Below are 11,879 nucleotides of genomic sequence, written 5' to 3'. Positions count from 1 at the left end.
CAATGATCAAGGTGTGGGCAACCCCAGGCGATGCGCCTCTTGGCTCACATTCATCTTGTTACCCTCGAGTGCGGGCGGGTGGCCGAGCAGGCGTGTGGCCGGTTCCAGGCTGTCATCGGCGGGAATGAGCAGTACCTGCAAGGTCTGGGGATTGATCACGCCCCAGTTCGACAAGTCGTGGCAGCCGCTGCCGTTGCATACGGCCTGGTAGACGATGCGTGGCCCGCCTGTAGCGCGGGTGTCGCAGGCGCCGCCGATGGAGTCGATACCGTAGTAGCGCAGCAGGGTTTCCCGGGGGCCGCGTTTTACCCGCAGCAGGACTTCGGCGCTTTCGGTGGTGAGCAAGGGCAGGGTTGGGTCAACGCCGATTGTCACGCTGGCGCCGGCGCAGTCGAAGGTTTGCTCGGCGAAAGCCGGTTGGGCGCACAGGGTGGCGAGGAGGGTAAAGGCTGCAATCCGTAGCATGCGGGCCACTCGATAAAAGGCAGGCGGCGATGCTAGCAGAACGGCCCGCGATGAAAATGAAACCGTACCTGTAGTGAGCGGGCTTGCCCCGCGCCGCGGCGTGTCAGGCCCTTTATGTACACCTGACACACCGCGGCGCGGGGCAAGCCCGCTCACTACAAGATGGCGGTAGGCTGTTTAATGGGGGCGTAGTCGCAGGATTTGCGCGCCGTCGAACGGGTCGGTGAGGTAGTGCGCCTGCACGCCGAACGTGTCTTGCAATCGCTGTGGCGTCAGTACGTCCAGCGGTTTGCCGAGGGCGACCAAACGGCCGTGGTCGAGCACGGCCAAGCGATCGCAGGTCAGCGCCTGGTTGAGGTCGTGCAGGGCAATCAGCGTGGTGACGGGCAGCGCTTGCACGCCCTTCAAGATGCCAAGCTGATGCTGGATGTCCAGGTGGTTGGTCGGCTCGTCCAGCAACAAAATCTGCGGCCGTTGTGCCAGGGCGCGGGCGATGTGCACGCGTTGGCGTTCGCCGCCGGAGAGGCTGCGCCAGGCGCGCTGGCTCAGGTGAGTGGCGTCGACGTCGTGCAGGGCCTGGCGCACGATGGCGTCGTCTTCCGCCGACCACGGGCTCAGCGCCGACAGCCAGGGCGTGCGACCCAGGGCCACGGCGTCGAAGACGCGGATGGCGTCGTCGGTGTCGGCCTGTTGTTCCACCACCGCCAGCTGTTGCGCGATGGTGCGGCGGGATAAATTCCCCAGGCGTTGGCCGCCCAGCCGCACGTCGCCGCTCACTGGCGTGCGCAACCCGGCGAGCAACTTGAGCAGGGTGGATTTGCCGGAGCCGTTGGGGCCGACGATGCCGAGGGTTTCGCCTTTTTCGACGTCGAGGTGAATATCACGCAGCAACTCCGCGTCGCGCACCTTGAAGCCCAGGCCGCTGCAACTGAGCACGCTCATCGCGGGTGCCTCCGGCCGATCAGGATCAGCGCAAACACTGGCGCACCAACCAATGCGGTGACCACGCCGACCGGAATCACCTGACCCTTGATCAGGGTGCGCGACAGCACGTCCGCCGCGATCAGGAACAGCGCACCACCCAACGCGCTGGCCGGCAATAGGCGCGAGTGCCCGGTACCCAGCAGCAGGCGCACGGCGTGGGGGATCACCAGCCCGACAAAGCCGATGGAGCCGACAATCGACACCATCACCGCCGTCACCAGCGCCGCACAGCCCACCAACACGAACTGCACGCGGCGCACCGGGATGCCCAGGGACGCCGCCGAGTCAGTGCCGAAGGTAAATGCATCCAGCGCACGGCGGTGCCACAGGCACACCGCCAAGCCCGCCACGGCCACCGGCACCGCCAGCCACACCGACGGCCAACGCACGCCGCTGAGGTTGCCCAGCAGCCAGAACAGGATGCCGCGCGCCTGTTCGGAGCTGGCCGACTTGGTGATCAGGAATGCCGTGAGGGCGTTGAACAACTGCGAGCCGGCAATGCCTGCGAGGATGATCTGGCCGGTGCCGCTGGCCGAACCGCTGGCGTGTGCCAGCAGAATCACCAGGGCAAACGCCGCCATCGCCCCCACGAACGCCCCGGCCGACAACGACACCAGCCCGCCACCGACGCCGATCAACGCCACCAGCACTGCACCGGTGGAGGCGCCGGCGCTGATGCCGAGCAGGTACGGGTCGGCCAACGGGTTGCGCAACAGCGACTGCAGGATCACCCCGCAGGTCGCCAGGCCCGCACCGCACGCGGCGGCCACCAGGGCGCGGGTGAGGCGGTAGTTCCACACCACGCCTTCGTCGATGGGGTCGAGCACGTAGCCCGCCGTCCACAGTTTATTGGCGAGCACTTGCAGCACCACCTTCGGCGAGATGGCGGTTTCGCCGATGGCCACGCCGGCGAGCACGGCGGCCAGGAGCAGGGCCAGGGCGAGCAGGGTACGGGTCATTTGAGTGGGTCGTAGCCGTCGATGGCCGTGGCCAGTTGTTCAAGGCCGTCGAACGTACGGAGGCTGGCTTGCAGCGCCAGGGCGTCGAGGATGATGATGCGGTTGTTTTTCACCGCGTCCATGTTGCGGGTCACCGGGTCGCTGCGCAGGAAAGCCAGTTTCTTTTCATGGTCGTCGGCCGGGTAGCGGCGGCGGTCCATGCGTGCGATCACCAGGAACGTGGGGTTGGCCTTGGCGATGGTTTCCCAGCCGACGGCGGGCCACTCTTCATCGGACTGCACCACGTTGGTCAGGCCAAGGGTCTGCAGCATGAATTCCGGAACGCCCTTGTGGCCGGCCACGTAAGGATCGGCGGCCATCTCGGCGCTGGAGAACCACACCAGCGCACTGGCCTGCTTGAGGCCTTTGCCTTGGGCGGTGGCGACCGACTTGGCCAGGCGCGCCTTGAGTTCGTCGTTCAGCTGTTGGCCACGGTCCTGCACGTCGAAGATCTGCGCCAGCTGGCTGATGCTTTTGTAAATGGTCTCGATGCGGAATGGCTCCAGCCGCGTGCCGTCGGCGCCCACCAGGTTGTCCTTGCCTTCGCAGTCGGAGGGCAGCAGGTAGGTGGGGATCTTCAGTTCCTGGAATTGCTCGCGGGTGCCGACCACGCCTTGGGGGCCGACCACCCATTCCAGCTCGGCGGCCACCAGTTGCGGGCGCTTGGCGATCACCGACTCAAAGCTCGGCTCGTTGTTCGCCAGGCGCTCGATGGTGTCGTTCTGGGCCTTGAATTGCGGCAACACATTGTTGAACCACAGCGAAGTGCCCACCACTTTGTCGCCCACGCCCAGGGCGTAGAGCATTTCGGTGGCGGCCTGGCCGATGGTCACGCTGCGGGCGGGGGCTTGCTGGAAGGTCTGGGGGCTGCCGCAGTTTTCCAGCGTCAGCGGGTAATGGGTGGGCGCAGCCTGGGCCAGGGTGCAGAAGCCGAGGCCGGTGAGCAGGGCGGTAACGCGTGGCAGCATGGGGCAATCTCCGTTTGAACCGTACAGTGAGCAGGGGGAGGTACGGTCGTGGAAATACAGCCATGGACGCTGCCGGGGGCAGGGCAAGGATGTCCTTCCCGGACACCCCGCCGGTCGTGATAACGCTTGGCCGGCAGGTCTCCTGACTCGTGCGTCGTCGCCACGCTCCGGCCTTCCCGAGCAGCGCTCAGTGGCAGTGTGGAGCAGGCTCAGCACCTACAGTTGCGGGGGCAGTTCCGATTGACGCGGGGGGCCGCGCTTCGGATTCCCTATTAGTCCCGTTTGGGAACCGGCGCGGTATGGTAGTCGATCGTACTGCCAAGGGGGAGAGAAAACCCGATCCCCCGTAGGAGCCGGCTTGCCGGCGATGGCGCCGGCGGTGGGTTATTTGCGGTTCAGCCACACGGTTTGGGCGTTGCAGAATTCGCGTACGCCGAAGTGCGACAGTTCACGGCCAAAGCCGCTCTTTTTCACGCCGCCAAACGCCACCCGAGGGTCGGACACGCTGAAGGCGTTGACGAAGATCCCGCCGGTTTCCAACTGGTTGGCGATGTCGCGGGCCTTGGCCGCATCGGTGGTGAAGATGCTGGCGGTGAGCCCGAATTCGCTGTCGTTGGCCAGGGCCACGGCGTGGTCGGCGTCGCGGGCGGTGATGATCGAGGCCACCGGGCCGAACAGTTCCTGTTTGAACGAGGTCATCTGGTCGGTGACGCCGGCCAGCACGGTCGGCTCGTAGTAGTTACCGGCCCCCGCGACTTTATTGCCGCCCAGCAGCAGGGTGGCGCCTTCTTCGAGGGTGGCCTGGACCTGGCCGTGCAGTTCGTCGCGCAGGTCGAAGCGCGCCATCGGGCCCACATAAGTGGTGGCCAGGGTCGGGTCGCCTATCACCAGGGCACGGCTGGCTTCGACGAATTTGGCGGTGAAGGCTTCGGCCACGCCGGCTTCGATGATCAGGCGCTTGGCGGCGGCGCAGACTTGGCCGCTGTTCTGGAAGCGGCCGATCAGGGCGGCTTGCACGGCGGCGTCGAGGTCGGCGTCGTTGAGCACGATGAACGGGTCGGAGCCGCCCAGTTCCAGCACGCATTTTTTCAGCGCAGCCCCGGCCTGGGAGCCGATGGCGATACCGGCGCGCACGCTGCCGGTGAGGGTCACGGCGGCAATGCGCGGGTCGGCGATGGCGCTGGACACGCCCTCGTTGCCCACGTTGATCACTTCAAACAGGCCTTCGGCAAAACCGGCTTTGTGGAAGGCCTGCTGGATCAGGTAGGCGCTGCCCATCACGTTTGGGGCGTGCTTGAGCACGTAGGTGTTGCCGGCGAGCATGGTCGGCACGGCGCCGCGCAGCACTTGCCACACCGGGAAGTTCCACGGCATCACGGCGAGGATCGGGCCCAGCGGGCGGTATTCGATCTGGGCGCTGCCGTTGTCCACCAGGGTCGGTTCCGGCGCCAGCATGGCCGGGCCGTGAGCGGCGTACCATTCGCTGAGCAGGGCGCATTTTTCGATTTCGGCACGGGCCTGGGCGATGGGCTTGCCCATTTCCAGGGTGATCATCTGCGCCATGTCTTCGGCTTGTTCACGCAGGGCGGCGGCCAGGGCCAGCAGCAGTTCGGCGCGCTGGCCGACCGGCTGGCGGCGCCAGGTGCGGAAGGCGGCGGTGGCGCGGTTCAGGGCGGCGTCCAGTTGTGCGGCGCTTTCGTAGGGGTAGCTGCCGACGGTTTCGCCGGTGGCCGGGTTGATCGAGAGAGCGTGGGTGGTTGCGTTCATGGCACCGTCCTGCTGAATGAATGGATTGGGTTCAGGCTACGGGGCTATCTCTTTTCTGGAAACTGAATAATATTAAGCAATACATTCACGATTGGAGAATGATGTGGATCTGGTGCAGCTGGAAATCTTCAAGGCCGTTGCCGAGCAAGGCAGCATCAGCGCCGCCGCGCAGTTGATTCATCGTGTGCCGTCGAACCTGACCACGCGCATCAAGCAATTGGAGCAGGACCTGGGCGTTGAATTGTTCATCCGCGAGAAGAGCCGCCTGCGCCTGTCGCCGGCCGGCTGGAACTTCCTCGGCTATGCGCGGCGCATTCTGGACCTGGTGCAAGAAGCCCGCGCCACGGTGGCGGGGGAGGAGCCCCAGGGCGCGTTTGCCCTGGGTTCGCTGGAGAGCACGGCGGCGGTGCGCATCCCGGCATTGCTGGCGGCGTATAACCAGAAGCACACCAAGGTCGAACTGGACCTGAGCACCGGGCCCTCAGGCACGATGATTGAAGGGGTGTTGTCGGGGCGACTGGCGGCGGCGTTTGTGGATGGGCCGGTGTTGCACGCGACCCTGGAAGGCGTGGCGGTGTTCGAGGAGGAAATGGTGGTGATCGCACCGCTGCACCATGCGCCGATTACCCGGGGGCAGGATGTGGCGGGGGAGAGCATCTATACGTTCCGCTCGAACTGTTCGTACCGCCATCACTTCGAGCGCTGGTTCTCACAGGATGGCGCGGTGCCGGGCAGGATCTTCGAGATGGAGTCCTACCACGGCATGCTCGCCTGCGTCAGCGCCGGTGCGGGCCTGGCGCTGATGCCGCGCAGCATGCTGGAAAGCATGCCGGGGTTCACGGCGGTGAGTGTGTGGCCGCTGAGCGATAGCTTCCGGATTCTGCACACGTGGCTGATCTGGCGGCGGGGGACGGTGTCGCAGAGCCTGAACAGTTTTGTAAAACTGCTGGAAGAGCGCGTTCTAGAGCCAGCATAGATCAACTGTGGGAGCTGGCTTGCCTGCGATGGCATCTACTCGGTCATGCAGGAAGATCGAGTCGTCTGCATCGCAGGCAAGCCCGCTCCCACATTTTGATCTTCATCAGCCGCCGAATTGCAGGGTGCCCATGGCCAGTTTTGCCATGATCGCTGCGGCGCCCAGTTGCACCAGCCACAGGGCCAGACCACCGAGGAATACACCCAGCGCCACCTGCAACACCAGACTCTTCTGCCGCTTAACCTGCGGCGCGCGCGGGGCGTAGTCATCCAGCTCGTCGCGGTCGGCGCGCAGGTCCAGGTCGTCGTTTCTCATAAGGCTCTCACAGCAAAGGGGCGGGCAAGGTTCAGTCTAGGGGCTGGCGACGAAAAAGGGGAAGCCATTGGCTTCCCCTTCTGTGCAACGGTTACCGGCTTAAAGCACCTGAACAATTGCCTTTGTGACCGCATCAATGTTCGACTGGTTCAACGCCGCCACACAGATACGGCCAGTGTCGAGGGCGTAGATGCCGAACTCGCTGCGCAGGCGGGTGACTTGCTCAACGGTCAGGCCGGAGTAGGAGAACATCCCGCGCTGGCGACCGACGAAGCTGAAGTCGTGGCCCGGAGCAGCCTTGGCCAGGTCGGCCACCATCTGCTCGCGCATGCCGCGAATGCGCAGGCGCATTTCGGCCAGTTCGGCTTCCCACTGGGCGCGCAGCTCAGGGTTGTTCAGCACCGCCGCCACGATCGCGGCGCCGTGAGTCGGCGGGTTGGAGTAGTTGGTGCGGATCACGCGCTTGACCTGGGACAGGATGCGCGCGCTTTCTTCCTTGGACTCGCCGACGATGGACAGTGCGCCCACGCGCTCGCCGTACAGGGAGAACGACTTGGAGAACGAGCTGGACACAAAGAAGGTCAGGCCCGATTCAGCGAACAGACGCACTGCTGCGGCGTCCTCGTGGATGCCGTCGCCGAAGCCCTGGTAGGCCATGTCGAGGAACGGTACCAGTTTCTTGGCCTTGACCACGTCCAGCACGTTCTGCCAGTCGGCCGGGCTCAAATCGACGCCGGTCGGGTTGTGGCAGCAGGCGTGCAGCACCACGATGGACTGTGGCGGCAGGGCGTTGAGGTCTTCGAGCAGGCCGGCACGGTTCACGTCGTGGGTCGCGGCGTCGTAGTAGCGGTAGTTCTGCACCGGGAAACCCGCGGTTTCGAACAGGGCGCGGTGGTTTTCCCAGCTTGGGTCGCTGATGGCAACGACGGCGTCTGGCAGCAGTTGCTTGAGGAAGTCTGCGCCGATCTTCAGTGCGCCGGTGCCGCCGACCGCTTGCACGGTGGTGACGCGGCCAGCGGCCAGCAGGGGCGACTCAGCGCCGAACAGCAGGGTTTGCACGGCCTTGTCGTAAGCCGCGATGCCGTCGATTGGCAAGTAGCCACGCGCGGCGTGTTGCGCCACGCGAATGGCTTCCGCTTCGGCAACGGCACGCAAGAGTGGAATCTTCCCCTCTTCGTTGCAGTAAACGCCCACGCCAAGGTTGACCTTGGTGGTTCGTGTGTCGGCGTTGAATGCTTCGTTGAGGCCCAGGATAGGATCGCGTGGTGCCATTTCGACAGCGGAGAACAGGCTCATTTTTGCGGCAGCTCTATGGGGGAAGGGAGGGACGTGTCGCGCTCCAGCCGAATGCACTAGAGCGGTGCACAAACGGGGAGCTAGTATAGAGGCCATCACCGCCTGAGGCGACAACCGAAACGGCTTTTCGGCCAAGTTTTTCGGTTTATTTGCTGACCGTTAGTCTTATTGCAACATTGATCCTGAGCGGCAGGTAGGACGATTGCCTTGAAACCCGTCACATTCGGCACCACTTCTACAGCTATCATGGTTTTTTCCTGCAACCTGCGATGACTATTCGCGGGTTGCTGAGCTATTTCGTCCCTGGCGGTTTTGAGTCTGGGGTGACTTCACGAGGTACGTTATGTCGGATTTCCAGCTCGTCACCCGCTTCGAACCCGCCGGCGATCAACCGGAAGCCATTCGCCAGATGGTCGAAGGCATTGAAGCCGGCCTGGCGCACCAGACGCTGCTCGGGGTGACCGGTTCGGGCAAGACCTTCAGCATCGCCAACGTGATCGCGCAGATCAACCGGCCCACCCTGGTGCTGGCGCCGAACAAGACCCTGGCCGCGCAGTTGTACGGGGAGTTCAAGTCCTTCTTCCCGAACAACGCGGTGGAGTACTTCGTTTCCTACTACGACTACTACCAGCCCGAAGCCTACGTGCCGTCCTCCGACACCTTCATTGAGAAGGATGCGTCGATCAACGACCACATTGAACAGATGCGGCTGTCGGCGACCAAGGCGTTGCTGGAGCGCAAGGACGCGATCATCGTCACCACAGTGTCGTGCATCTACGGCCTGGGCAGCCCGGAAACCTATTTGAAGATGGTGCTGCACGTCGACCGTGGCGACAAACTCGACCAGCGCGAACTGCTGCGCCGCCTGGCGAGCCTGCAGTACACCCGCAACGACATGGACTTTGCCCGCGCCACCTTCCGCGTGCGCGGCGATGTGATCGACATCTACCCAGCCGAATCCGACCTGGAAGCGATCCGCATCGAGCTGTTCGATGATGAAGTGGAGAGCCTGTCGGCCTTCGACCCGCTGACCGGCGAGGTCATCCGCAAGTTGCCGCGTTTTACCTTCTATCCGAAAAGCCACTATGTGACGCCACGCGAAACCCTGATGGGCGCCGTCGAGGGCATCAAGGTGGAACTGGCCGAGCGCCTGGAGTACCTGCGTTCCAACAACAAGCTGGTGGAAGCCCAGCGCCTGGAGCAGCGCACGCGCTTTGACCTGGAGATGATCCTGGAGCTGGGCTACTGCAACGGCATCGAAAACTACTCGCGCTACCTGTCGGGTCGTGAATCCGGCGCGCCGCCGCCGACGCTGTATGACTACCTGCCGCCTGACGCACTGCTGGTGATCGACGAGTCCCACGTCAGCGTGCCGCAAGTGGGCGCCATGTATAAGGGCGACCGTTCGCGTAAGGAAACCCTGGTGGAATACGGGTTCCGCCTGCCGTCGGCCCTGGATAACCGGCCGATGCGCTTTGACGAATGGGAAAGCATCAGCCCGCAGACCATCTTTGTGTCGGCGACGCCGGGCAACTATGAGGCCGAGCATGCGGGCCGTGTGATCGAACAGTTGGTGCGCCCGACTGGCCTGGTGGACCCGGAAATCGAAATCCGTCCGGCATTGACCCAGGTGGACGACTTGCTCTCGGAAATCACCAAGCGCGTGGCCTTGGAGGAGCGGGTACTGGTCACCACGCTGACCAAGCGCATGTCCGAAGACCTGACCGATTACCTGGCCGACCACGGCGTGCGCGTGCGTTACCTGCACTCGGACATCGACACCGTGGAGCGCGTGGAGATCATCCGCGACCTGCGCCTGGGCACCTTTGACGTGCTGGTGGGCATCAACCTGCTGCGAGAGGGCCTGGACATGCCGGAGGTGTCGCTGGTGGCGATCCTCGATGCGGACAAGGAGGGCTTCCTGCGTTCTGAGCGTTCGTTGATCCAGACCATCGGCCGTGCGGCGCGTAACCTCAATGGTCGCGCGATCCTGTATGCGGACCGTATCACCGGCTCCATGGAGCGGGCGATCGGCGAGACCGAGCGTCGGCGCGACAAGCAGATCGCGTTCAACCTGGCCAACGGCATCACGCCCAAGGGCGTGTTCAAGGACGTCGCCGATATCATGGAAGGCGCCACCGTGCCGGGCTCGCGCAGCAAGAAGCGCAAGGGCATGGCCAAGGCGGCCGAGGAAAGCGCCAAGTACGAGAACGAATTGCGCTCGCCGAGTGAGATCACCAAGCGTATTCGCCAACTGGAAGAGAAGATGTACCAGCTGGCGCGGGACCTGGAGTTCGAGGCGGCGGCGCAGACGCGGGATGAGATTGGCAAGTTGCGCGAGCGTTTGCTGGCAGTGTGATTTGCGGTGACGAGGCTGACGCCTTCGCGAGCAAGCCCGCTCCCACACTTGACCGCATTCTCATGTTGGAAATCGGTTGAATGTGGGAGCGGGCTTGCTCGCGAATGCAGGCACCTCGGTCTGCCAGAATCACCCAAGCTGGTGTTACCATTCGCCCCTTGTTTCAATTTTCAGTTTTATCGCCCATTCGAGACCTGCCATGACCACCGTCCGCACGCGCATCGCGCCATCGCCTACTGGGGATCCCCACGTCGGTACTGCTTACATCGCCTTGTTCAACTACTGCTTCGCCAAGCAGCACGGCGGTGAATTCATCCTGCGGATCGAAGACACCGATCAACTGCGTTCCACCCGCGAGTCGGAACAGCAGATCTTCGATGCCCTGCGCTGGTTGGGCATTACCTGGGCCGAAGGCCCGGACGTCGGCGGCCCGCACGGCCCGTATCGCCAGAGCGAGCGCAGCGACATCTACAAGCAGTACACCCAGCAGCTGGTCGACATGGGCCATGCGTTCCCGTGCTTCTGCACGGCTGAAGAGCTGGACCAGATGCGCGCCGAGCAACAGGCCCGTGGCGAGACCCCGCGCTACGACGGCCGTGCGTTGCTGCTGTCCAAAGAAGAAGTGGCGCGCCGCCTGGCGGCCGGTGAACCCCATGTGATCCGCATGAAGGTGCCGAGCGAAGGCGTGTGCGTGGTGCCGGACATGCTGCGTGGCGACGTCGAGATCCCGTGGGACCGCATGGACATGCAGGTGCTGATGAAGACCGACGGCCTGCCGACGTACTTCCTGGCCAACGTGGTCGACGACCACCTGATGGGCATCACCCATGTGCTGCGTGGCGAAGAATGGCTGCCGTCGGCACCGAAGCTGATCCTGCTCTACGAGTACTTCGGTTGGGAACAGCCGCAGCTGTGCTACATGCCGCTGCTGCGTAACCCGGACAAGAGCAAGCTGTCCAAGCGCAAGAACCCGACCTCGGTGACCTTCTACGAGCGCATGGGCTTCATGCCTGAGGCGATGCTCAACTACCTGGGCCGCATGGGCTGGTCGATGCCGGACGAGCGCGAGAAGTTCTCGTTGCAGGAAATGGTCGACAACTTTGATTTGTCCCGCGTGTCACTCGGCGGGCCGATTTTCGATATCGAGAAGCTGTCGTGGCTCAACGGCCAATGGCTGCGTGACCTGCCGGTGGAAGAGTTCGCCAGCCGTGTGCAGCAGTGGGCGCTGAACCCTGAGTACATGATGAAGATCGCGCCGCTGGTGCAGGGCAGGGTGGAGACCTTCAGCCAGGTCGCGCCGTTGGCGAGTTTCTTCTTTGCCGGGGGCGTGAACCCGGATGCCAAGCTGTTCGAGTCCAAGAAGCTCTCGGGCGACCAGGTGCGCCAGTTGATGCAGTTGATCCTGTGGAAGCTCGAAAGCCTGCGCCAGTGGGAGAAGGACGCGATCACCGCGACGATCCAGGCGGTGGTGGAGTCCCTGGAGCTGAAGTTGCGTGATGCCATGCCGCTGATGTTTGCCGCGATCACCGGGCAGGCGAGTTCGGTGTCGGTGCTCGATGCGATGGAAATCCTCGGTCCGGACCTCACGCGTTTCCGTCTGCGCCAAGCCCTTGATTTGCTTGGTGGTGTGTCGAAGAAAGAAAACAAAGAGTGGGAAAAGCTGTTGGGCGCTATCGCTTAATCAGCCTGCTACAACGACGAAACCCCGGTTTTCCGGGGTTTCGCCGGTAAGTGATTGTTATCCCGGCAAA

10 protein-coding genes and 1 riboswitch are annotated in these 11,879 nt (G+C 63.8%); of the genes, 3 read left to right on the top strand and 7 right to left on the bottom strand.

Annotation, left to right across the window (positions count from 1 at the left end; all coding sequences use genetic code 11):
• Nucleotides 1-6: 6 nt before the first annotated feature.
• The 5 genes from M2394_RS19485 to M2394_RS19465 form a co-directional block, all read right to left on the bottom strand.
• Nucleotides 7-465 carry a hypothetical protein gene (locus tag M2394_RS19485; RefSeq protein ID WP_259173708.1) on the bottom strand — a complete coding sequence of 153 codons (459 nt, stop codon included), beginning with the start codon at nt 463-465 and terminating at the stop codon, nt 7-9.
• Nucleotides 466-642: 177 nt separating this feature from the next.
• Nucleotides 643-1,407 carry an ABC transporter ATP-binding protein gene (locus M2394_RS19480; protein WP_259173707.1) on the bottom strand — a complete coding sequence of 255 codons (765 nt, stop codon included), beginning with the start codon at nt 1,405-1,407 and terminating at the stop codon, nt 643-645.
• Nucleotides 1,404-2,408 carry an iron ABC transporter permease gene (locus M2394_RS19475; protein WP_259173706.1) on the bottom strand — a complete coding sequence of 335 codons (1,005 nt, stop codon included), beginning with the start codon at nt 2,406-2,408 and terminating at the stop codon, nt 1,404-1,406. Before M2394_RS19475 ends, M2394_RS19480 begins: the two co-directional genes overlap by 4 nt.
• A complete protein-coding gene (locus tag M2394_RS19470) occupies nt 2,405-3,415 on the bottom strand; it encodes an ABC transporter substrate-binding protein (protein ID WP_178924480.1) in 1,011 nt (336 codons plus the stop codon). Before M2394_RS19470 ends, M2394_RS19475 begins: the two co-directional genes overlap by 4 nt.
• Before the next feature lie 114 nt (nt 3,416-3,529).
• Nucleotides 3,530-3,724: riboswitch (cobalamin riboswitch) on the bottom strand.
• A 75-nt stretch (nt 3,725-3,799) separates the two neighbouring features.
• Nucleotides 3,800-5,182 carry an aldehyde dehydrogenase family protein gene (locus M2394_RS19465; RefSeq protein ID WP_259173704.1) on the bottom strand — a complete coding sequence of 461 codons (1,383 nt, stop codon included), beginning with the start codon at nt 5,180-5,182 and terminating at the stop codon, nt 3,800-3,802.
• 103 nt (nt 5,183-5,285) lie between these two features.
• Here M2394_RS19465 and M2394_RS19460 point away from each other — a divergent pair, with 103 nt between their 5' ends.
• The gene (locus M2394_RS19460; RefSeq protein WP_259173702.1) at nt 5,286-6,158 is read left to right on the top strand and encodes a putrescine utilization regulator PtrR; all 873 of its coding nucleotides are present in this window, start codon (nt 5,286-5,288) and stop codon (nt 6,156-6,158) included.
• Between the two features lie 105 nt (nt 6,159-6,263).
• Here the strand turns inward: M2394_RS19460 and M2394_RS19455 are convergent, their stop codons facing one another.
• Nucleotides 6,264-6,473: a hypothetical protein gene (locus M2394_RS19455; RefSeq protein WP_259173700.1), complete on the bottom strand. Its 210-nt coding sequence runs from the start codon at nt 6,471-6,473 to the stop codon at nt 6,264-6,266.
• 99 nt (nt 6,474-6,572) lie between these two features.
• Entirely contained in the window at nt 6,573-7,769 is a 1,197-nt protein-coding gene (locus M2394_RS19450) for an amino acid aminotransferase (RefSeq protein ID WP_259173698.1), read from the bottom strand.
• A 343-nt stretch (nt 7,770-8,112) separates the two neighbouring features.
• On the opposite strand from M2394_RS19450, the gene uvrB reads away from it, so the two are divergent.
• Entirely contained in the window at nt 8,113-10,128 is a 2,016-nt protein-coding gene (gene uvrB, locus M2394_RS19445) for an excinuclease ABC subunit UvrB (RefSeq protein WP_176998708.1), read from the top strand.
• A 199-nt stretch (nt 10,129-10,327) separates the two neighbouring features.
• Nucleotides 10,328-11,809 carry a glutamate--tRNA ligase gene (gene gltX / locus M2394_RS19440; RefSeq protein WP_058427800.1) on the top strand — a complete coding sequence of 494 codons (1,482 nt, stop codon included), beginning with the start codon at nt 10,328-10,330 and terminating at the stop codon, nt 11,807-11,809.
• The last annotated feature ends 70 nt before the right edge of the window (nt 11,810-11,879 follow it).

The organism is Pseudomonas sp. BIGb0164 (genome assembly GCF_024810135.1).
Taxonomy (GTDB): domain Bacteria; phylum Pseudomonadota; class Gammaproteobacteria; order Pseudomonadales; family Pseudomonadaceae; genus Aquipseudomonas.
This window is presented reverse-complemented; position numbering and strand designations above follow the sequence as displayed.

What these genes read in the sequence shown, in the direction of transcription:
- M2394_RS19485 (WP_259173708.1), bottom strand. Translation starts at nt 465, where the DNA reads ATGCTACGGATTGCAGCCTTTACCCTCCTCGCCACCCTGTGCGCCCAA.
- M2394_RS19480 (WP_259173707.1), bottom strand. Translation starts at nt 1,407, where the DNA reads ATGAGCGTGCTCAGTTGCAGCGGCCTGGGCTTCAAGGTGCGCGACGCG.
- M2394_RS19475 (WP_259173706.1), bottom strand. Translation starts at nt 2,408, where the DNA reads ATGACCCGTACCCTGCTCGCCCTGGCCCTGCTCCTGGCCGCCGTGCTC.
- M2394_RS19470 (WP_178924480.1), bottom strand. Translation starts at nt 3,415, where the DNA reads ATGCTGCCACGCGTTACCGCCCTGCTCACCGGCCTCGGCTTCTGCACC.
- M2394_RS19465 (WP_259173704.1), bottom strand. Translation starts at nt 5,182, where the DNA reads ATGAACGCAACCACCCACGCTCTCTCGATCAACCCGGCCACCGGCGAA.
- M2394_RS19455 (WP_259173700.1), bottom strand. Translation starts at nt 6,473, where the DNA reads ATGAGAAACGACGACCTGGACCTGCGCGCCGACCGCGACGAGCTGGAT.
- M2394_RS19450 (WP_259173698.1), bottom strand. Translation starts at nt 7,769, where the DNA reads ATGAGCCTGTTCTCCGCTGTCGAAATGGCACCACGCGATCCTATCCTG.
- uvrB (WP_176998708.1), top strand. Translation starts at nt 8,113, where the DNA reads ATGTCGGATTTCCAGCTCGTCACCCGCTTCGAACCCGCCGGCGATCAA.
- gltX (WP_058427800.1), top strand. Translation starts at nt 10,328, where the DNA reads ATGACCACCGTCCGCACGCGCATCGCGCCATCGCCTACTGGGGATCCC.